Annotated in this window: 21 protein-coding genes and 1 pseudogene; 14 read left to right on the top strand and 8 right to left on the bottom strand. The window is 29.1% G+C overall.

The genetic code is table 11. The features are described 5' to 3' along the window. The 8 genes and pseudogenes from H612_RS10060 to H612_RS0104515 form a co-directional block, all read left to right on the top strand. Positions 1-390, top strand: a pseudogene (locus H612_RS10060) (hypothetical protein); the annotation flags it as partial. Next, entirely contained in the window at positions 390-1280 is an 891-nt protein-coding gene (locus H612_RS0104545; RefSeq protein ID WP_027130370.1) for a hypothetical protein, read from the top strand. The pseudogene H612_RS10060 and the gene H612_RS0104545, both read left to right, overlap by 1 nt. Continuing rightward, positions 1270-1578, top strand: a complete 309-nt coding sequence (locus tag H612_RS10275) for a hypothetical protein (RefSeq protein ID WP_035500322.1) — start codon at positions 1270-1272, stop codon at positions 1576-1578. The genes H612_RS0104545 and H612_RS10275 overlap by 11 nt, the downstream gene beginning before the upstream one ends. Before the next feature lie 35 nt (positions 1579-1613). Next, entirely contained in the window at positions 1614-1760 is a 147-nt protein-coding gene (locus H612_RS10270; protein ID WP_245570451.1) for a hypothetical protein, read from the top strand. Between the two features lie 374 nt (positions 1761-2134). After that, positions 2135-2341 carry a TipC family immunity protein gene (locus H612_RS10265; RefSeq protein ID WP_027130369.1) on the top strand — a complete coding sequence of 69 codons (207 nt, stop codon included), beginning with the start codon at positions 2135-2137 and terminating at the stop codon, positions 2339-2341. 142 nt (positions 2342-2483) lie between these two features. Continuing rightward, positions 2484-2651, top strand: coding sequence for a hypothetical protein (locus H612_RS10260; RefSeq protein WP_245570450.1), 168 nt, complete (start codon positions 2484-2486; stop codon positions 2649-2651). 319 nt (positions 2652-2970) lie between these two features. After that, positions 2971-3213, top strand: a complete 243-nt coding sequence (locus tag H612_RS09130; RefSeq protein ID WP_027130368.1) for a hypothetical protein — start codon at positions 2971-2973, stop codon at positions 3211-3213. A 120-nt stretch (positions 3214-3333) separates the two neighbouring features. After that, complete coding sequence (locus tag H612_RS0104515; RefSeq protein ID WP_027130367.1) at positions 3334-3549, top strand: hypothetical protein; 216 nt, start codon at positions 3334-3336, stop codon at positions 3547-3549. Positions 3550-3635: 86 nt separating this feature from the next. On the opposite strand, the gene H612_RS0104510 is transcribed toward H612_RS0104515, so the two are convergent. Continuing rightward, positions 3636-4262, bottom strand: coding sequence for a superoxide dismutase (locus tag H612_RS0104510; protein ID WP_027130366.1), 627 nt, complete (start codon positions 4260-4262; stop codon positions 3636-3638). Between the two features lie 221 nt (positions 4263-4483). Between H612_RS0104510 and H612_RS0104505 the strand changes: the two genes are divergently transcribed. Further along, on the top strand, positions 4484-5071 hold the full coding sequence (locus H612_RS0104505) for a sunset domain-containing protein (protein ID WP_027130365.1): 588 nt from the start codon (positions 4484-4486) through the stop codon (positions 5069-5071). 293 nt (positions 5072-5364) lie between these two features. Here H612_RS0104505 and H612_RS0104500 read toward each other — a convergent pair whose 3' ends face one another. From H612_RS0104500 to H612_RS0104480, 5 genes are all read right to left on the bottom strand, one after another. Beyond that, entirely contained in the window at positions 5365-6639 is a 1275-nt protein-coding gene (locus H612_RS0104500; protein ID WP_027130364.1) for a hydroxymethylglutaryl-CoA reductase, degradative, read from the bottom strand. A 9-nt stretch (positions 6640-6648) separates the two neighbouring features. After that, on the bottom strand, positions 6649-7821 hold the full coding sequence (locus tag H612_RS0104495) for a hydroxymethylglutaryl-CoA synthase (protein ID WP_027130363.1): 1173 nt from the start codon (positions 7819-7821) through the stop codon (positions 6649-6651). A gap of 258 nt (positions 7822-8079) precedes the next feature. Continuing rightward, the gene (locus tag H612_RS0104490) at positions 8080-9258 is read right to left on the bottom strand and encodes an acetyl-CoA C-acetyltransferase (protein WP_027130362.1); all 1179 of its coding nucleotides are present in this window, start codon (positions 9256-9258) and stop codon (positions 8080-8082) included. Between the two features lie 196 nt (positions 9259-9454). Then, on the bottom strand, positions 9455-10465 hold the full coding sequence (locus H612_RS0104485) for an NADP-dependent oxidoreductase (protein WP_027130361.1): 1011 nt from the start codon (positions 10463-10465) through the stop codon (positions 9455-9457). A gap of 91 nt (positions 10466-10556) precedes the next feature. Then, positions 10557-10988, bottom strand: coding sequence for an Rrf2 family transcriptional regulator (locus tag H612_RS0104480; RefSeq protein WP_027130360.1), 432 nt, complete (start codon positions 10986-10988; stop codon positions 10557-10559). Positions 10989-11300: 312 nt separating this feature from the next. On the opposite strand from H612_RS0104480, the gene H612_RS0104475 reads away from it, so the two are divergent. Next, on the top strand, positions 11301-12137 hold the full coding sequence (locus H612_RS0104475; protein ID WP_027130359.1) for a hypothetical protein: 837 nt from the start codon (positions 11301-11303) through the stop codon (positions 12135-12137). A gap of 683 nt (positions 12138-12820) precedes the next feature. Here the strand turns inward: H612_RS0104475 and ung are convergent. Beyond that, the gene (gene ung, locus H612_RS0104470; protein ID WP_027130358.1) at positions 12821-13480 is read right to left on the bottom strand and encodes a uracil-DNA glycosylase; all 660 of its coding nucleotides are present in this window, start codon (positions 13478-13480) and stop codon (positions 12821-12823) included. A 555-nt stretch (positions 13481-14035) separates the two neighbouring features. On the opposite strand from ung, the gene proC reads away from it, so the two are divergent. Continuing rightward, positions 14036-14827 carry a pyrroline-5-carboxylate reductase gene (gene proC / locus H612_RS0104465; protein ID WP_027130357.1) on the top strand — a complete coding sequence of 264 codons (792 nt, stop codon included), beginning with the start codon at positions 14036-14038 and terminating at the stop codon, positions 14825-14827. A gap of 446 nt (positions 14828-15273) precedes the next feature. On the opposite strand, the gene pepF is transcribed toward proC, so the two are convergent. Further along, positions 15274-17082, bottom strand: coding sequence for an oligoendopeptidase F (gene pepF / locus H612_RS0104460; RefSeq protein ID WP_027130356.1), 1809 nt, complete (start codon positions 17080-17082; stop codon positions 15274-15276). Positions 17083-17332: 250 nt separating this feature from the next. Here pepF and H612_RS0104455 point away from each other — a divergent pair, with 250 nt between their 5' ends. From H612_RS0104455 to H612_RS0104445, 3 genes are all read left to right on the top strand, one after another. Next, positions 17333-18181 (top strand): hypothetical protein, encoded by an 849-nt coding sequence (locus H612_RS0104455; RefSeq protein WP_027130355.1) that lies wholly within the window; start codon positions 17333-17335, stop codon positions 18179-18181. A 205-nt stretch (positions 18182-18386) separates the two neighbouring features. Beyond that, a complete protein-coding gene (locus H612_RS0104450; protein ID WP_027130354.1) occupies positions 18387-19490 on the top strand; it encodes an NAD(P)/FAD-dependent oxidoreductase in 1104 nt (367 codons plus the stop codon). A 313-nt stretch (positions 19491-19803) separates the two neighbouring features. Next, the coding region (locus H612_RS0104445) for a helix-turn-helix domain-containing protein (protein ID WP_027129863.1) at positions 19804-20002 on the top strand (199 nt) is incomplete at its 3' end.

The raw sequence follows: 20002 nt of genomic DNA, 5'->3' as shown, positions 1-20002 counted from the left end.
GTAATAGAACCTTTAATAAAAGGATGTATACTCTTAAACGAAGCAATAGGACGAGCAAACGAAAACTACATAAACACCTACAAAACAGAGGTAGATAGTGTTAGTTTAAAACAACAAGAACTAGAAAGGCTAATTTATGAAACAGAAGGACAAATAAAAAGAGTAGAACACCTATTAAACCTACTATATCAGGAAGACCCAATAAGCTATTATCAAATAGGTATAGCAGAAGAAAACAGACAAACCTACATAAAAATAAAACATGAGTTAGAAGAAAAGCTAAGAAAGCTATTAGCATTTAATGCAAAATCGCCAAGCTTATTTAGTGAAGTAGACACATTAAAATCATTGGTTGACCAGGGGTTGATACAAGCTGAAAAGATTATATAGTGAAAGATTTTATGGTTACTTATGGATTCGATAAGGAAACAGCAGAATTACTCTATAAGCTACAAGAAGAAATTCTAGCTGTAGCTATAAAAGGGAAATGGAGTAACAGAAAGATAATACATGAGTATAATAGAATAATAGCGTCCTTAGTTCCAAAAAGTTATGTATCATTTAGGTGGAAGATAGTGGCTGGTACGGTAGAAGAAGTAATTTTATCAGAAATATTAAAAAAATATAAATTTTCAGATATAGATATAGAAAGGCTTATTGATGCAACTACAAATCAGCATAATAATGCCAGCTCCAGAGACTTTGCACATGAAGTAGTGCAATTATCAACTTTTACAAATACAAGTGACTACTACCCAGGATTCTTAAGAATGAATTTGCCCCGTATAGCCTCTAAAATTATGAACACAGATTTAGATATTTTAAAAATATTTACGCAGCCTACTCGTAGTATATCATGCACAAAAGGAAGTGGAGACATTACTCATAAAATCAAATATTGGGATTTAGAAAATAAAGAGGTTTCATTTAAAGGGGATATTGACTCTGGTCGATACGATGATGGGGATTTTAATTCGGATTTAGATGCAATAAATACTTATAATAGTATGATGAAGGCAAATAAAAAAGATATATTTAAGGTGTTAACTCAATATAATTTTGGAGTAAAAAATAACACAATAAATAGAGTTAGTGAGTTTTATAAAGTACACGGATATGGAAATTATGATCAAGGTAAAACAGCGGTAGAAAGAATAGTAAACACTGATACAATAGCTAAAAGATACATATCTTCACAGTATACAGAAGAACAAAAGAAAAAACACCAAGAAGACTTTTTTGATTATTTAGAGAGAGGTAGGTTTAAGAATGTTGAGTAGAAGATATACAGGAATAATGTCGTTATTGATAGTAGCCGCAATGATAGTAGGTTTATATTATATATTAGTACCCTCTAAAGTATTGACGAGAGAAAACAATAAAGGTAATGAATTTGAACAACTAGATAGATTAATGAACACAACAAGATATGCAGAACAAATAAGAAAAGCAGGATATCAAGTAGATAATTATGATTTAAAGATGATGGATAGGATTCCAAAATTAGAAATCACAGGAGAAAAAAAAATCATTATTGAATCACCTACGGACGCAAAAAGAATATATATATATATATAAATACGCATCATAATCTAGTGATTTTTGATAAAAATATGAATATAAGAGGTGGTTTTATCAATCAAGGGAAAGAGCAACCTAGTAGGAGGTTAACAGAAGAAGAGAAGAGTAGATACGAAAAAGAAATAAAGCAAGAAATAAATAAATTATTGGATAATGTTTATAAAGCCGGGGAAAAATAATGCTAATCTTATAGTCAACCAAAGACAATAAAAATGATATTAGAAATTATTATTAAGAGAGGTAGGAAATTTTACGAAAAGGCTAAATGAATATTGGATAACCTTAATCATACGGCGGTTATTATACTTATCATAAAATAATCATAAAAGATGTATTTGAAGAGATGTATAATTCATATTATGATGTATTATCAATTAAATCAATAGATAATATGCCACAGATAAAAAACCTATACCTAAAGATAAAAGAGAGTAAGATATTGTAACGTTATATTATGAAGAGAACACAGATAATAGTGCAGTAGAGTTATCTTTAGAAAATAATGAGGATAAAACAATTAATTGGCTCGACACTAATATCATAAGAGGTATATTTGGACATAACATACAAATATGAGATAAAAAATAAAAAACTAATAAATTATGTAAGTTTCACTGGCGAAAATGTTCCAGTAACTGAAGACAAACTAAAACAGAGAAGAGAACTCTTAGAAAAGTATAACATCTCAAAAGAATATTTACAGAAAAAATCAGATAAACTGTTAGACACAGTGCGTACAGATTGGAAAAGATATAGCTGAAGTTCATATTCCAGAATAATATGGGCAAACTGACGATAGAAAAAAGATAATTTTTAAAGAAAATTAAATTAAACTTTCATCTTTATCAGAGTTATGTCAGTTATGTCTTTGATGCTGAAAGTATATATAGGAGGAATATAGTGTGTTAAATCAGGAACAAATAAGAATAATATTAAATAGAGTTGAAGACGAAGTTGAAGAGTATTTTGATTATAAAAATGTTAGGCATAGATCATTTGAAATTAATTATGATTCAGAAAAAGGAATATATCCGCACATAGAGTATCTATTTATAGAAGTTGGCAAGTAGAAGTATCGATAGATGATATAGAACGAGGTGGAACATTAAACTATGCAGTAAATGTTAGAGAATATTGTAACCTTAGGTTACTAGTTCCTTACAAGATATCAGAAAGAATCTCGTTAGGAAAAAGAAAAGAAGATATTCGGGAATCTCTAGAGGTGTTAGATGAATATTTGATTTGGTGTATGACAGATTCGCAGAAAAAAACATTTGGAATACCATTAGACAAAGAAGTATTAAAAGAAGATTAGTATTAAAAATATGTTGAAAAGTTAAAAACAACGAAAATGACATTCAAGATTATTACAAAGAAAGGTAGAAAATTATGAAAAGGTTAAATAAGAAATTGACAATATTTACTACAATAATAGTAATCTTGGTAGGAGGTTTTTACACTTATCAAAAAGTAAATAATAGAAATTCATTTGAAGAGAAGATGTTTAACTCATATTACAGTCTATCAATATTTCGCTCAGTAGATAAAATACCACAAATAGTTCCTTTAACAAGAGATGAAATGAGATTAGGTATTATAAAAGAGGTAATTTATCTGTCTGTCTTCAAATAATAAAGATAGGCATTGCTGATATGATAACAGGAAATATAAAAATAAATTTTGATAACTCTATCCTAAAAACAAACCTTATCCGTATTAGATGAGATAATCTTTTCTAAATCTTCAGGAGAAATGTACGATAGTAAAATTTTATCTAACTTAGCAAGCTCAGAGACTTTAGATAAAAAATATAGTTTTATTGCAAAAGTTAGAAATGAAGTTAAACTTTTGAGAAGTTACTATATAAAAGTTAAAGTAGGTAAAGTTGAAACTTTAAGAAGAATTGTTATAGATGTGTCTACAGGTGAAGAATTAGCGGAAAATGAATTGACTAATTTATATAGCTAAAATGTAACTATGTAATTTAAGATAATAAAAAGGTTCAGAAGTTTTTATAAACAAAACTTCTGAACCTTTTTTGTTATTGGAGAATATTATTTTTCCAATTTTTCTAAACCTTTTGTTAAACGTTCATTCACATATTCCCAGTTTATAATACGGAAAAATTCCTTAATATAGTCTGGACGACGGTTTTGATAGTTCAGGTAGTAAGCATGTTCCCAAACATCAAGACCTAAAACAGGGTATAGCCCTGTTAAATATGGACTATCTTGATTAGCAGTTGAAGTTACAACTAATTTTCCATCTTTATCAAGTGCTAACCATGCCCAACCACTTCCGAATCTTGTTGCAGCAGCTGCTGAAAAACTTTTAACAAATTCTTCATAACCACCAAGTTCAGCTTCGATTTTTTCTTTAACTAACCCTGAAAATTCAGAAATATCTGGTTTAGTTAGAGATTTCCAGAATATAGTATGATTATGGTGTCCACCTGCATTGTTAATTACTGCTTGACGAATATCAGCAGGGACTTTATCAATATTTTTTAATAATCCGCAAACACAAGAAGTTTCAACTTCTGGATGTTTTTCTAAAGCTGCGTTTAGATTATTTACATAAGCAGCATGGTGTTTATCATGATGAATTTCCATAGTTTTTGCATCAATAACTGGTTCTAAAAAATCAAAACCGTAAGGTAATTCAGGTAATTTGAATGTCATAGTAAAAATCCTCCTAAGGTAAATCAGTTATAAACTAATTATAAAAAAAAAATTAAGAATAAACAACAAAATTGCTTATAAAAAATATTTTTCCTGTGTTATAAACTTAAATTCAAAATGTAATTTTAAATTTAAAATAGATGTTTTTAATAAAATAATTGTATAATAGAAGAAAAAGTGATAGAATATTCTAAGTGATTAATTTTTTGAGGAGCAAGATCGTGAGTAAATTTATAAAAGAGCATGGACAAATAATTCTTTGGTTTGTCTTTATATTTTTTATGTTAATATCTTTAGGTATGGTGTTTACCCATGGAGTAGGGTACGCTCTAGTAGTTTTTATACCTAGTATTATTTTGTTGTGTCCACCTATTATAAGATTTATTCAAAAGAAAACAAGGCTTAAAAAAGTTGTTTTAGGTGGTATATCTGCATCTGTTTTAATGATAGCAATGTTTACAACGAATCATTTAAGTTCAGCTCAAAAGGAAGAACAACTGAAAAATCTGCAAGAGAAAAAAGAAGAACGTGAGAAAAAAACTGAAGAGCAAGAAGAACAGAGAATTAATGATAATCAAAGTACCCAACCAGTGCAGAAATCTGTTACACAAAACGTAGAAACAAGCAACAAAAAAGAAGTAGAAAAAACAAATACTGTCAATAAAAAAGTAACGGTTCGTGCTAGTAAGAAAAATAAACAATACTATATACCCGGACATCCAGCATACAATAATATAGCTGCCAAAAATTTAGTAATTTTTAATTCAGAAGAAGCGGCGATAAAGGCAGGATACAAAAAAGGGAAATAAAATCAAACTTGAATGAAATTTTTTACTATTTCTAAAGTTTTATATGGCTTTAGAAATAGTTTGAGTTTAAACAAGTTTGATTTTTTATTTATGTTGCCAATATTTAAAATTTAAAGATTTTACTGTTAGATGAATTTTAAATGATAGAGTAAGTATTACCAATATAATTTTTCCTTGTTAATAATTATAAAAAGAGAATAAGATTACTTGTTTTTAAATCAAATTAAAAATTTTTGGGAAATAAAAATTTTCTGTTATTTGGTTCAATATTATTTTATTCTCTTTTATTTTTATTAGTCTAAAATTTCTTCTACTATTTTTTTAGCAGTGGCTAAATTCATATGTTTTTCTTTACGAAGCTTATCTACGACCTCGTCTAAAATATCATTTGTTGCACCAGCTAAAATGGCTAAAGATTTAGCGTGTAATTTCATGTGTCCTTTTTGTATTCCTTCACCAACCAGTGCTCGAAGTGCTGCTAAATTTTGAGCAAGACCAACCGAAACTATAATGCTAGCTAGGGTTTTTGCATTTGGATTTTTTAATAAATGTCTAGCTAATTTGACACTTGGATTTATCCCTATAGAACCACCAACACTTGCTACTGGCATCGGTAGAGTTAGTTCGCCAATGAGTGTTTTATTTTCAAAGTTGCAAGTCCAAGTTGATAATCCTTCGTATCTACCATTTTTAGCAGCATAACTTTGACACGCTGCTTCTACAGCACGCCAATCATTCCCACTTGCGATTACAATACTATCGATACCATTAAAAATTCCTTTATTGTGGGTAGCTGCTCTATAAACATCTATTTTAGCAAATTTGCTAGCAAGCTCGATTCTTTTTGCCAAATCCTCTCCGTTATCTTTCGAAGTCAATTTGTCAAAAGGAATTTCACATTTCGTAGTTATTAAAGAACTAGTAGCATAGTTGGAAAGAATGGCCATAAGCGATATACCGCCAGTAAGAGTTTCCAATGAAACCTTAATTGCCTCTAACATAGTATTTAGCATATTCGCTCCCATAGCCTCAAGAGTATCGACTACCAAATAAACTACAACAAAAGTAGTTTCATTTTCTGATAATATTTTTACGTCTATATCACATGCTCCACCACCACGTTTAACAATCGATGGATATGCTTCGTTTGCAGTTGCTAAAAGTAGAGCTTTATTTTCTAAAATAATTTTTTCAGCATTTTCAGCATCTTTAATATCATAAAGAGCTACATGACCAATCATTTTTCTATCATGAATGGTTGTTTTGAAACCACCACTAGTTGCAACAATTTTTCCAGCGTTATTGCAAGCTGCCACAACAGAAGGTTCTTCAGTTACAAGCGGCACAAGATAAGTTTTATCATCCACAACAAAATCAGGAACAACACTAAAAGGTAGAGAAAATGTCCCTACAACATTCTCCACCATATTGTTTGCAGTTTCATAATCTAAAACTACATTTTTTTCAATTAATTCTAAATGTGATTCGTCTAAAAGATTAGCATTTTTTATTACATTTAAACGTTCTTCTCTATTTTTTTTATAAAATCCACTCCAAATTTTTTCCATAAGCCCTCTTTAAAACTGTTTTTTATAAATTCTTTTATGATTTTCTATTTTTTCTAAAATAAATCTACTATTATCATTAATATCTGAAATATTTAAATCACCATTTTTATCAACTGTTGTATCTCTAAAAAACATATTTTCATATTCAGATACAGAAATACGTGTACGTTTTTCAAAATCATCAAAGCGTGATTTTCTAAGGTGATTTCTATAACCTGGAACTAGGGTCATACTAAATATTTCGGCGACAGCACCACTACCATAGCTATATAGAGCAATTTTATCTCCAGCATTAAGGGTATCATTGTTTTCGATTAAAGATAATAACCCTAAAAACAACGAGCCTGTATAAATATTTCCAACTCGTTGGCTATATAAAATAGATTCATTAAAACGTGTTAATAATTCTTCTTTGGCATTCTCGTTAATATCTTGCTCTAATAGTAAGTTTAAACCTTTAAGACCCAACTTTGGATAAGGAAGATGTAAACATACCGCAGAAAAATCAGAAAGATTAAGTTTATTTTTTTCTGAATATCTGTCCCATGTAGTTGTTAAGCAATCAAGATATTGCTCAGTAGAAAATTTCCCTTCAACAAAAGCGTACTGAGAATAATTTGGACGCCAAAAATCCATAACGTCACGTGTTAAGCAAACATTATCGTTATTCAACTCTAAAATCCTAGGGTTATGAGTTATAAGCATAGCACAGCTTCCTGCACCTTGGGTGGATTCACCAGAAGATTTAACTCCATATTTGGCAATATCACTTGCAATAACTAAAACCTTTGATTCAGGATTGTTCATAACATGATTTTTTGCAAAATCTAGTGCAGCAGTAGCACCATAACATGCTTCTTTAACTTCAATGGAGCGTACAAAGGGTTGAATCTCCAATAAATTGTGAATGAACACAGCAGAAGCCTTGCTTTGATCGACTCCTGATTCAGTTCCCACAATAATCATATCAATTTTTTCTAAGTCATCTTTTTCTAAAATTTCGAAAGCCGCTTCAGCTCCAAGAGTTACGATATCTTGTGAAACAGGAGGGATACTCATTTCAAGTTGAAGCAAGCCTTTTGTGAATTTATCAGGTTCAATACCACGGGCAGTTGCTAGATCACGAATATCTAAATAATATTTTGGCATAGCAAACCCAATTTTATCAATTCCTATTTTCATATTTTTTTTACCTTTCGATTAATAATCAAACCTAAATGCAAATTACATATTTTATTTATAATTTAATGTTTAATAAATAATGAAAAAATTATGAGAAACTAATTTCTATAAAATTTTTTAATAAATAAAAAATTTGCCATAACTATTATTGTATAAGATTTTTACAAAATAGTCTACCTAGATTATTCAAATTTTACAAAATATTTTTATCATATTCGAGTTTGATTTTAAGAATTAATGTGTTTGAATTTATTAATATTATTTTCTTGAAATTACTAAGGATATCCCTTGCCCACCACCAATACAAAGTGAGCACAAACCTTTATTTTTATTTTCATTAATAAGAGAATGGACAAGACTAACTAAAATTCTCGTACCACTTGCTCCGATTGGATGCCCAAGAGCAATAGCCCCTCCATTGATATTTACTTTTGAACTATCCAAGTCTAGTTCACGAATAACAGCTATAGATTGTGCTGCAAATGCTTCGTTCATTTCAAATAAATCAATATCTTCTATAGATATATTAAGTTTGTTTAGAACTTTTTTAGTAGCAGGAACAGGCCCAAGTCCCATGATTTTATTATCTAATCCAGCGGTGGCGTATCCTTCAATGTACGCAAGTATCTTTATACCAAGTTTTTTTGCACAAGTTTCAGACATTAAAACAACACAAGCGGCACCATCATTGATTCCAGAAGAATTTCCTGCGGTTACGGTGCCATTTTCTTTAAATGCCGGCTTAAGTTTAGTAAGACTTTCAATAGAAGTATTTGTTCGAACGAATTCGTCGGTGTCAAAAACTAATTCTTCTTGGCGGTTTTTAATTTTGATAGGGATAATTTCCTCTGTAAATTTTTTATTTTTAATAGCATAGGTAGCTTTTTGTTGACTAAGAAGAGCGAAGTTATCCTGATCTTGTCTAGAAATATTAAATTGTTCAGCAATATTTTCAGCAGTAATTCCCATATGATAATTCTCAAAGGCATCAGTTAAACCATCATGAATAATACTATCTTCCATTTCAAAATTTCCGAGTTTTCTTCCGAAGCGAGCATTACGGGTAAAATAAGGAGCGGTGCTCATATTTTCAATACCACCACAAACAACGATGTTATTATCCCCTAACAAGATTGATTGAGCACCTAAAATAACACTTTTAAGTCCAGAACCACAAACTTTATTAACTACAAAGGCACTTTTTTCTTTTGGTATGCCAGCTTGTACAGCAATTTGCCTAGCGATATTTTGTCCAAGTCCAGTATGAAGAACATTTCCAAAAATAACTTCATCAACTTCTTCGGGTTTTAAATTAATTTTTTCTAATGATTTTTTGACAACTTCCCCACCAAGTTTAGCGGTAGAAATATTTTTTAAACTTCCTCCAAAACTTCCGATAGCGGAGCGAAAAGCACTAACAATAGCAACTCTATTCATAAAAAAATCTCCTATATATTCATTTTATCGAGTATATTTTACTATAAAAGGTATATAAGTTCAAATAAAGAATGGTGAATTGTAATAAATATATATATAATATTTTAGATGATTGAATTTATATATATTTATTTTAACTATGTGACATACAACGTTATAATTTTTTTTATTAACTAATACCTATAGTATAAATTTATTATTTATCTTTGGTGAAAGAAATTACTGTTTTGCCACGAGAACTACCATTTGCAACTTTGTCTAATGCTTGATTAATATTATCAAACTCATATACAGTATCAATAGATGGTTTTATTTTTAGTTTTGAAAAAATATCTGCTACTTCTTGTAGTTGTTTTCCATTAGATTCTACAAAGATAAAATCATATGTAACACCATATTTTTTAGCTAACTTATCAAATTTACGTCCTACTAAACCGAACAAAATTTGTTTTGTTTTTGATAAATTCATTCTTTTGGCAAAAGAGGCATTTGGCATTCCTTTAAGAGAAACTAATTTTCCTCCTTTTTTTAGAATTGTCATTTGTTTTTCAGTTTCTTTTCCACCTAATGTATCAAGGACATAATCAATATCGTTTAATATTTTAGTGTAATCTTCAGTTTTGTAGTCAATAAAGTGATCAACTCCTAGTGTCAAAACTCGATCTTTGTTGCTAATATTTCCGTTAGTAACAACAGTTAACCCTTTTGCTTTAGCTATTGGAATAGCCATTGCACCTACACCACCCGTGCCTCCGGATATAAAGATGGTTTTCCCGGATTCTGCTTGCATGATATCTAGAGCCTGCATAATAGTTAAAGCTGTTAAAGGAACAGCAGCGGCTTCTATATCAGTTAAATAATCAGGAACACGTGCAAGTGCTGAACTGTGAACAGTTACGTATTCTGCAAAAGAACCAATTTTACTCAGAGGTAAACGTGCAAAAACACGATCTCCAACATTGAAACTTTTTACTAGAGAACCAACTGATTCTATATTGCCTACAACTTCATTCCCACCTGTGGTAGGAAGTTTATAGGGGACTATAAGTTTTACTTCGCCTTTTGAAATCATATTGTCCAAAGGATTTACTCCAGCAGCACTAACTTTAATTAATACCTCATCTTCTTGGATTGTTGGTTTAGGGATTTCATTGAAAGTGAGTGCGATATTATTTTTATTATAAGATTTTATTTGAGCAGATTTCATTATTTATATCTCCTTAAAATATGTTTATTATTTTGTTTTTGTATCTGTTACAAGTACATGTAATTGTAAAAAATAAAGAAAGTTTTTTTCTTTATTTTTTTATTAGTTTTGCTTGTAAATAAAGATTATTTATTATCATAGCTAGATTTTTTTCGGATAGTTCTTTTTCTAACTTATTTTCCATTTCATTAAAAATAGGTGTTAATAAACCTTCAATGTGGAAACCAACTGGACAGTGTTCGTTCGTATTTTGATGAATTTGAAATAAGCTAATTTTTTTAATTTCTTGAGTAGCATAGTAGATGTCTAACAATGTAATATCTATAGCTTTTTTCGTTAATTGATAGCCAATTTTTCCTTGTCGAGATACGATGAGGTTAGCATTTTTTAAAAGTGAAATAACCTTTCTAATATAGCTAGAATTAGTTCCAACACTATTAGCTAAATCTTGAGAAGATAAATCTTTTTTACTTTCAGATATCATGACTAATATATGTATTGCGACTGAAAATTTTGTATCCATAAATTTCACCTCCAAAATTTTAGAACTATACTTGTTCTCGGTAATGATACAAGTATAGTTTATTTTTTTCACTTTGTCAAGTATTAAAATTAAATCTTGAAAAAACATATCTTTTTAGATTATAAATTTTTAATTTAATAAGAAATTATGGCTAAAATTTTTTGTTTATAAGAATTTTTAAGGAAAAAGAAACGAAAATTAAATTGTTTTGTAATATTTTTGTAATTATTTTGTAATAATCTCTTGCATTTTGTAATTTTTAGTAGTATAATTTAGATGTAAAAAAAATAAATAAAAAAGAAGGTGGAATAAATGAATAAATTTCTAAAAGTAACAGGAGCTTTTATTTTAGGAATTGGATTTTTAACAGGTTGTTCAGACAAGATAGCACAGAAGATTGATAAGGAGGATAAAAAACCAGCTATCACAGAAGTTAATGTCAATGAACGTTCAGCAGAAGAAACGAAAAGTCAAGTTAGTGAAGTTAATAAGACAAAAGAACAAGTTAATAAGCAACAAACAACTTCTAATTCAAATACGAATGTTGTAGCATCTAATCCGAAAAAAGAAATTAGTCGCTATAATCACGATTTCAAAGAAGTTGAAAAAGTTTTAACACCTTTAATTTACGGTTTAATTAATCAAAGTCAAAGTAATATGAAAAATGTAATAGATTTTTGTGCGAGTAGATACGAAGTTGATGATGTAGTAAAAAATATTTCTTCAACAGAGGTATTAGATTTAATAAACACATATAATCCAAAAACATATCACATAGAAGATATTCTAAAAGAACTTAGGGAAGAAAAAAATATTAACTTTTTAGAGTTAGATAAAAGTAAAAAAGATTATAATGATGTAGAATTAGAAAAATTGGTTAGAAAAGTTGGGGAAAAACGCACTATAGTTTATTTTAAAAAAGATAACTCTTTCCTTTTAAAAACTGCAACAGGATTGGGAGGAGCAAGTAATTCAGTTTTTGCTCCAAAAGAAAAATGGGAGATCAGGGGAGACAGAATAATAATTCCTTACGTAACAATTGCAACCAATAAACCAACTGGTGTTATGACTGTAAGACTAAATAACAAAAATTATGCTAGTGGAAAAGATAGAACAATGTATTATGTAGAAAGTTTTATATTGTACTAAAATGAATATAAAGAAGGCGTGTGTCATATTGCCACACGCCTTTTCTTTATGAACTAAATTAAGTTCTAAGTAAATTATTTTACTTTTATAATATCTAATCTTATATACAAATAACAAAAGAGTAAGTTAATACTCTTTAAAAAGGGAGAATGGCTTGCCTAGGGAGCGACAAGCCACATTATGAAAAAAATTAAAAAGTTTTATTATCTGTTAATATCATAAAGAATTAACCGAAATATTGGTTTAAACAAAAATACTTTCTAACTTAAAAGGGAGAAACGACAAGTGTCGTTAAGTTACGAAAATTATTATTTTTGCTTAAGTCATTATTATAGACCCTGTACTTAAAATATACTTAAAATTTATGAGGTTTTTAATTTTTTTATAAAAAGATGAAAACTTTTTATTAGTATCATTTTTACTGACTTATTTATCATTTGCAAGTTTAATATATTTTTGATATACAGTTATTATGTTTATCTTTATTTTTTGTTGTGTAATGAAAAAACTCGCCTAATTAAAGCGAGTCTGATTAATAAAATATTGTCAACAATTAATTTAGAAACAATATTTTACAAGTTAAAGTTTTGATATTAATAAGAAAACTATACAACTTATAAAAAGGTATAGTTTCTTGTTGTAACTTTCTATTAATAAAGTTTAGAAAAAGAGATAGTTTATAGTTAGTTCTCTAGTTTAAAATCTATTTCTGTTTTGCCGAATTCTTTTAAATACTCATTGGTACGTGAGAATACTCTGCTTCCAAAAAAACCACGATAAGCAGAAAGAGGACTAGGATGAGCAGATTCGATAATTTTATGTTTTGTTGTATTTATAAGATTTTTTTTACTTCTAGCATAGGCACCCCACAGTATAAATACAACATGATCATTTTTTTCAGAAATAGTTTTTATGATATAATCTGTAAAGTTTTGCCAGCCTAAGTTTCCATGACTTGCTGGATTATTTTTTTCTACAGTAAGTACAGCGTTAAGTAGAAAAACTCCTTGGTTAAACCATTTTTCAAGATTTCCAGTTCTGGCGGGTTGTATCCCAAGGTCATCATAAAGTTCTTTATAGATATTAATCAAACTTTTTGGCAATGGTACACCATCATTGACTGAGAAGCTAAGTCCACAAGCTTGATTAGGATTATGATAAGGATCTTGTCCAAGAATAACAACTTTTATGTCCTCCAAGGCTAGATCGAAGACTTTAAAAACCAATTCTTTTGGGGGATAGATAGTTATTTGTGTACGTGCTTTATTAATATTATCGACGGTTTGAGCTAGTGTTTTACGCTCAGGGTAATTTTTAAATATTTCTTTCCAACTTTTATCCATATTAAACTCCTTTAATAAATTCTCCACTTAAGTATAGCATAGTTTAATTGATAATAAAATTATTAATAAAAAATCAGAAAAAGGGCAGGAGAAAAGCTCACTTTTAAGTGAGCCTATATTTATGAAAAAAATATTATTAACTATGTTTATTATATATGATAAACTTAATGTAAACCTTATAAATAAATTAAAATAAACTTAAAGTAGAAATGTGTTATAATTAAATTGGAAATTAGAAACATTTATACATATCAAAAGTGTTGCTTAGTTTAAGCAAGTGTAGAGGTAGCAGTATGAAACAATGCATTTTGTTTTTTTGAAAGCGTCAAGAGTGATGTAAAACGATCTAAAATTTAATTATAGAGTTTATAAATTATTTTGAAAATAAAATATTAAGTATGTTGTGGTATAAAGTGCTAATAATATTATGTTTTGAAAAAAGATTCGAAACAGCTATCTTTTCACTTTAATTAAATTATAGTGTTAGCCATGTAAAAGAGGAAATTAAGTTTTTAATATGTAAATTTAATAATAAAATAAATTTTGGAGGTTATTATGAAATTAGGATTTATTGGAGCAGGGAATATGGGGGAAGCTATTCTAAAAGGGATAGTATCTGGAGGACGAGTAAATAGTACCAGTATATTTGTTAGAAATTCTTCTGATAAAAGTACAGAAAATATTGCGAGAAAATATGGGATTAATTTTTGTGTAAATCTAGTAGAAGTAGCAAGAAGTAGTGATGTAGTTTTTCTAGGGGTAAAACCATATTTAGTTGCAGGTATTTTAGAAGAAATTAAAGATGAGTTGCAAGGTAAAATAATTATATCCATGGCAGCTGCTGTTGAAATTGGTGATATAGAGGATATTGTTCCTAGTGGAAAAATTGTTAGGATTATGCCAAACACTCCTGTAGAAGTAGGTAAGGGAGTGATTGGGATAACTTTTAATAAAAAAATAGAAAAGAATGATCAGATTAATGTACTAGAACTTTTTTCTAATATTGGAAAAACTGAAATTATTTTAGAAAAAGATATGCAGGCATTGACTGCACTTAGTGGTTCTGGCCCTGCTTATGTTTATATGTTTATTGAAGCACTTGCTGATGGAGCTGTATTGAATGGGCTTAGACGTGATGTGGCGTATCGACTTGCGGCAAATACCGTATTAGGTGCTGCGCAAATGGTTTTAGAAACTAAAAAACATCCGGGAGAATTAAAAGATGACGTTTGTTCTCCTGCAGGAAGTACGATAGAGGCTGTAAAAATTTTGGAAAGCAAAGGTTTTAGAAGTGCGGTAATAGATTGTGAATATGCTTGTTACAATAAATTAAAAGAGATGAAGTGATTAGACCTTTTCTCAAAAAATTAAATGAAATATTTAATTGTGATTGATTTGTAAAATCAACTCTAAATGGAGTGGAGTTTATAAAAATCAAATTTTCAGTAGGAGTAGCTCTGTCGATTTTCTTGCCGAAAATATAAATAATTATGGAGTAAGAGAATAAAGGAAAGTATGGATGTGCTAGATTAAAATCAAAAATATGTAAAAATGAGTTGGAAATATTAATGCTTTTGCAAGTAAAATTAAAAAGAATAGTAAAATTTGATAAAGAAAATTACTAAATTATTTTACAACAATAAACATAAATTTTTATTTTGAAAAGCCGATATACCTGTAAGTAAATATAAAGGAATTGGTTATTTATAAATTTGAACTGGGTTTTGAACAGAATATTATAGAAAAAGGATTGACTAAAAATTAATAGTCAATCCTTTTTATTTTTACAAACTCTATTTTTTCAATTCGTCAGTTAAAGTGTATAATTCATCTACTAAATGACCGACATAGCCAATAGCTTCTTTAAGCGGTTCATCAGTGCTTACGTCACAGCCAGCAAGTTTAGAAAGATCTAGTGCTGACATACTGCTACCTTGTTTAAGAACGTTTAACCAGATATTTGCGTGGTTTTTATCTTTATCAATTTTATTAGCAATAGCAGTTCCAATCGTTAGTCCTGCTGAGTAAGTATATGGATATAATCCCATATAGTAATGAGGTTGACGCATCCAAGTTAACTCAGCCCCTTCATTTATCACTAAACTATCTCCAAAGAATTCTTCCATAACCTCACGTTTCGTTGTGGAAAGAACATCGGCATTAAGCATTTCATTATTATCAATTTTTTTATAAATTCTATCTTGATATACAGCTTCAAGATAATGGGTTACCATGTTGTGGAAATAAGTTCTGCTAATCATATTACTAATTACCCAACGTTTAAATCTAGCATCGGTATTTGTTCTAAGAAGGTAGTTAGAAACTATGACTTCATTGCAAGTTGATGGTGCTTCTACAAAATATAATGGGCAGTCAAAGTTCAACATAGTTTGATGTTTACCTGTGCTCATAAAATGATAAGCGTGTCCAAGCTCATGAGCAAGGACAAAAACTTCATTCATTTTACCAGTCCATGATAGTAGGATAAAACCTGCTATATTTGGAACGGTTGCACAGAAACCACCAGTACTCTTTCCGATATTTTGAGGAAAATCTGTCCAGCGCTTATCATAACTTTCATCAATCATTTTTACATAATCAGCGCCTAAAACTCCAAGTGCTTTTTTTAAATAATCACGTGATTCATTAATTGTCATATCAACCTCGAAATCTGGATCAAGGTTTATTTTGCAATCAGCAAATTGCATATCATTTATATTGTGCTCACGTGCCAATAGTTTAATATAACGGCGAATATGTGGAGCAAGATCAGACATAAGTGTGCGAATTTGACGATCATAAAGTTCACGGTTACCATCTTGTGAGGCTAATAAGTAGTCAATAACACTATCATAACCACGCATAGTAGCTAACATTTTTTCTTTTTTAATTTGAGAAATATATTCATTAGCGGAAGTATTTTTATAAGTATTTAGCGTTTTATAAAAACTTTTTGCTGCGTTTCTACGAACTTCGGTATCGTTATCCATTTCATGAAGATTTTCATAAAGAACAAAACTATTTTCTAGAGTTTTACCATTAGCTTCAAAATTGTCAAATTGCATATCTTCGTGCTTTGTTACTTCGTACAAATGGTAAAAATTAGGAAGCGATTCATAATTTGAGATTACTTGTTCGGCTTCTTTTGATAGGATGTGTTTTTTCTCACGAACAATTTTTTCAAAAAAGTATTTCAAATCTGGGCGATATTTTTTAACAAAATTATTGATAAAATCTTCAGCTAGACTAATTAATTCTGTATTGAAAAAACTTAGGTTTCCTGCCCAAAAAGTTGATACTTCTTCAAAAAGAGTAGCATTAGTTACTACATTATCATTAAATCTGTCAACAGTCATAGGAAGTTTGGCATAGTGAGATAATTTATAAAATTCTTCGTATAATTTTTCATAATCACAAAGTGCGCAATCTAATGTTTCAGCATTCGATAGTTTTCCTTCATATTTTTCTTTGAAATTTTTAATATCAATCTTAATATTTTCTAAAGTATTTCTAAAATCTTTATCGGTTTTATAAAGTAAAGTCATATCCCAAGTGTATTTTTCTTCTACATCTTTTCTTGGAACTAATTTGATTTCAGTCATATTTTTACCTCCATAATAGTATTTATAGGTCATTTTCTTTTGTGATATATTTTCATTAGTTTCGTATGGAAAAAATATTTTCAAAATAGAAAATAAACTTACATTTAATTATAATACCTAACACCTGTTGAGTAAAGATAAAGTTAATTTTTTTGACAATAAGTTTTAAAATAGGAAATAATGGTTTACTAAATTGTAAATTTAATGTATAATTCCTTTAACTACAATTATTAGGAGATAAGTGATATTGATGAAAAAATTATTATTAATTGCATTTGGAATTGTTTTTGGAGTAGGTAGTTTATCAGGTTGTTCTACAAAACAAGAAGGAAAAAAGGAAACTTCACAGGAACAAACAGTAAAAAAAGAATTATCTGATGAAGAAATAGTTAAAGAGTCGTTAAGAAAATTCGTTCCAGAGAAAAATTTAGAGTTAGATACTAAGTTAAACATGAATATAAAGGTAGAAGAGCATCAACTTACTATGGACTTATTATCAAATATAAAAATTGATGAAAAAGGAAACATATTAAAAGATTATTCTGAGGAAAAAAATGAAGATGGCAATAAAGAATCTGAAAATGAGAAAGTGTTTATCAAAAAAGTAGATACAGGATATGAAAAATATGATATAGTAAATAATAATGCTTTAAAAGCAAACTACAGCACAGAAGATACAGATAGTATTGCAGGTTTAAAGACGGTATTTTCTACAGGTAATACACTATTTGATTCAATAACAGAAAAAAATTACAAAAAAGACAATAATGAACTAGTATTCACTGGGAAAGTAAGATTAAAAGACTTAGGTGAGAAATTATTTTTAAGCATGCAAGAATTTGCGGAAGAGGGTGCGGAGTACGTATTTAACAATGCTATACCATTTGAAGCAAAAATAGATGCAAGCACTCAAGAAGTGAAAATTATTACTTTGAAATTTAAAGATATTATAAATAAAATGTTAGAAGATCAAGCTAAAGAATCTAGCATGAGTACTTCTGAGACAGAAAAAGTATTGGCAGAAGCCAAAGAAAATACTAAGGGTGAATTAGTATTGACAAGAAAAATAGAAAAAATAGAAGAAATAAAATTTAATTAAAAATTAAGAGCCGATTTAATTGCTGAGGAAGAGTGGCATTTAAATTGGTTTTTATTTTGTAAGAGTTTTAATCTAATAAAAGTTTACTGGTAAAAATTTTTGGTGTATAATTTTATTAGATTAATAAAAAGCTGTGAAAAAGTTGAATATAACAGAAATGACAAGATTTAACTTAGAAAAATATTTTAATTAAAAGAGGTGTAGTATGAAAGTAGCGGTAGTAGGAGGAGGAATAGTGGGTGCAACTTGTGCTTATTATTTATCAAAAAGTAAAGATTTAGAAATAACAGTGTTTGATTATGGTGTAGGGCAGGCGACAAAAGCATCAGCAGGAATTATTAGCCCATGGTTTTCTAAAAGGCGGAATAAACCTTGGTATAAAATGGCGCGACTTGGAGCGGATTTTTATTTGAAATTGGTTGATGATTTAGCAGAAGACGGTCTTAATACAAATTTCTATTCTCAAAGTGGAGTATATTTATTAAAAAAAGACGAAACAAAATTAGTTGAACTTAAAGAACTTGCCGAAAAGAGAAAAGTTCTTTCACCGATGATAGGAGAACTAAAAATATTTTCAAAAGATGAAGTAAGAAAAGTGATACCATGTTTTGGTAATAATGGAGATGTTCTTTTTGCAAGTGGTGGTGGACGTGTAGAAGGAGAAATATTTGTAAAAGAGTTGCTTTCAGCTTCGAAGGCTACAATAGTTAACAAAAAAGTAGCTTTAACTATAGAGAAAAATAACTATGTTATAGAGAATGATAAGTTTGATATTGTTGTTCTTGCGACCGGAGCATGGTTAAAAGATATTTTATCACCATTAGGTTTTGATGTTGATGTAAGACCTCAAAAAGGACAATTACGTGATTATAAAATTGGAGATGAGAATACAGAAAGCTATCCTGTCATAATGCCAGAAGGAGAACTTGATATAATTCCTTTTGAAAATGGTGTGATCAGCGTAGGTGCTACCCATGAAGATGATATGGGATTTGATCTTGAAATTGACAAAGAACAACTTGATTCTTTTGGAAAAGAAGCGGCGAGTTTTCTTTATGAATTAAAAGATGCTGAAATAATTAATGAACGTGTTGGTATAAGAGCTTACACTTCAGACTATTCCCCATTCTTTGGGGAAGTACCAACGTTAAAAAATGTTTATGCTATAAGTGGTCTAGGTTCTTCAGGTTTAACAACAGGACCTATAATAGGATATAGCGTAGCCAACTTGATTCTAGGAAAAGAACTAGAATTAGACCCTAAAGATTATGAAATAGCTAACTATATCAAAGTAAAAAATAGAGACTAATATAAAAATTTTTGTTGAGAAATTTATAAAAAATATTTTCAGGTAAAAAACTTCTAATATTTAAATAAGAATGTTAGAAGTTTTTACTGTATACTATTAGTAAAGAGGTGATCAGTGGAGGGAGTAAAAAAGGTAACTTAGAACCTTATGATAATATTAGCAATATGAATAAATAAAAATTTCTAGCTGTGTATTTTCTTATTTATTTTGATAAGTTGTAAAATAAAGTGCAACAGTAAGACATAAAAAAAGACTCATAAAGAACAATCGTGTAAAATGTTAATAACGACAAAAACATCACGGAGGTTCATATATGAGCTATAAATATCTTACCATAAAACAAAGAAATAATATAGAAATATTACTTGAAGAAGGCTACTCTATGAGAAAAATAGCTAAGAAAATAGGAGTAAATGTATCAACAATATCACGAGAAATAAAGAGATGTAAAGATGGAACTTATACTTCAGAAGAAGCACAAAAAAACTATATAAAATTATCAAAATTGAAAG

It is taken from the genome of Gemella cuniculi DSM 15828 (assembly GCF_000425665.1).
Lineage (GTDB): Bacteria > Bacillota > Bacilli > Staphylococcales > Gemellaceae > Gemella > Gemella cuniculi.
Note: the sequence above shows the minus strand (reverse complement) of the source record. Positions and strands in the feature narration are given on the sequence as shown.

Bases quoted from the DNA above. Each gene is read 5' to 3' on its own strand.
- H612_RS0104480 (WP_027130360.1), bottom strand. From the start codon at position 10,988: ATGGATACAAAATTTTCAGTCGCAATACATATATTAGTCATGATATCT.
- H612_RS0104510 (WP_027130366.1), bottom strand. From the start codon at position 4,262: ATGACATTCAAATTACCTGAATTACCTTACGGTTTTGATTTTTTAGAA.
- H612_RS10270 (WP_245570451.1), top strand. From the start codon at position 1,614: ATGAATATAAGAGGTGGTTTTATCAATCAAGGGAAAGAGCAACCTAGT.
- H612_RS0104490 (WP_027130362.1), bottom strand. From the start codon at position 9,258: ATGAATAGAGTTGCTATTGTTAGTGCTTTTCGCTCCGCTATCGGAAGT.
- proC (WP_027130357.1), top strand. From the start codon at position 14,036: ATGAAATTAGGATTTATTGGAGCAGGGAATATGGGGGAAGCTATTCTA.
- pepF (WP_027130356.1), bottom strand. From the start codon at position 17,082: ATGACTGAAATCAAATTAGTTCCAAGAAAAGATGTAGAAGAAAAATAC.
- H612_RS10275 (WP_035500322.1), top strand. From the start codon at position 1,270: ATGTTGAGTAGAAGATATACAGGAATAATGTCGTTATTGATAGTAGCC.
- ung (WP_027130358.1), bottom strand. From the start codon at position 13,480: ATGGATAAAAGTTGGAAAGAAATATTTAAAAATTACCCTGAGCGTAAA.
- H612_RS0104515 (WP_027130367.1), top strand. From the start codon at position 3,334: ATGTACGATAGTAAAATTTTATCTAACTTAGCAAGCTCAGAGACTTTA.
- H612_RS0104450 (WP_027130354.1), top strand. From the start codon at position 18,387: ATGAAAGTAGCGGTAGTAGGAGGAGGAATAGTGGGTGCAACTTGTGCT.
- H612_RS0104455 (WP_027130355.1), top strand. From the start codon at position 17,333: ATGAAAAAATTATTATTAATTGCATTTGGAATTGTTTTTGGAGTAGGT.
- H612_RS0104500 (WP_027130364.1), bottom strand. From the start codon at position 6,639: ATGGAAAAAATTTGGAGTGGATTTTATAAAAAAAATAGAGAAGAACGT.
- H612_RS0104475 (WP_027130359.1), top strand. From the start codon at position 11,301: ATGAATAAATTTCTAAAAGTAACAGGAGCTTTTATTTTAGGAATTGGA.
- H612_RS0104485 (WP_027130361.1), bottom strand. From the start codon at position 10,465: ATGAAATCTGCTCAAATAAAATCTTATAATAAAAATAATATCGCACTC.
- H612_RS0104495 (WP_027130363.1), bottom strand. From the start codon at position 7,821: ATGAAAATAGGAATTGATAAAATTGGGTTTGCTATGCCAAAATATTAT.
- H612_RS09130 (WP_027130368.1), top strand. From the start codon at position 2,971: ATGAAAAGGTTAAATAAGAAATTGACAATATTTACTACAATAATAGTA.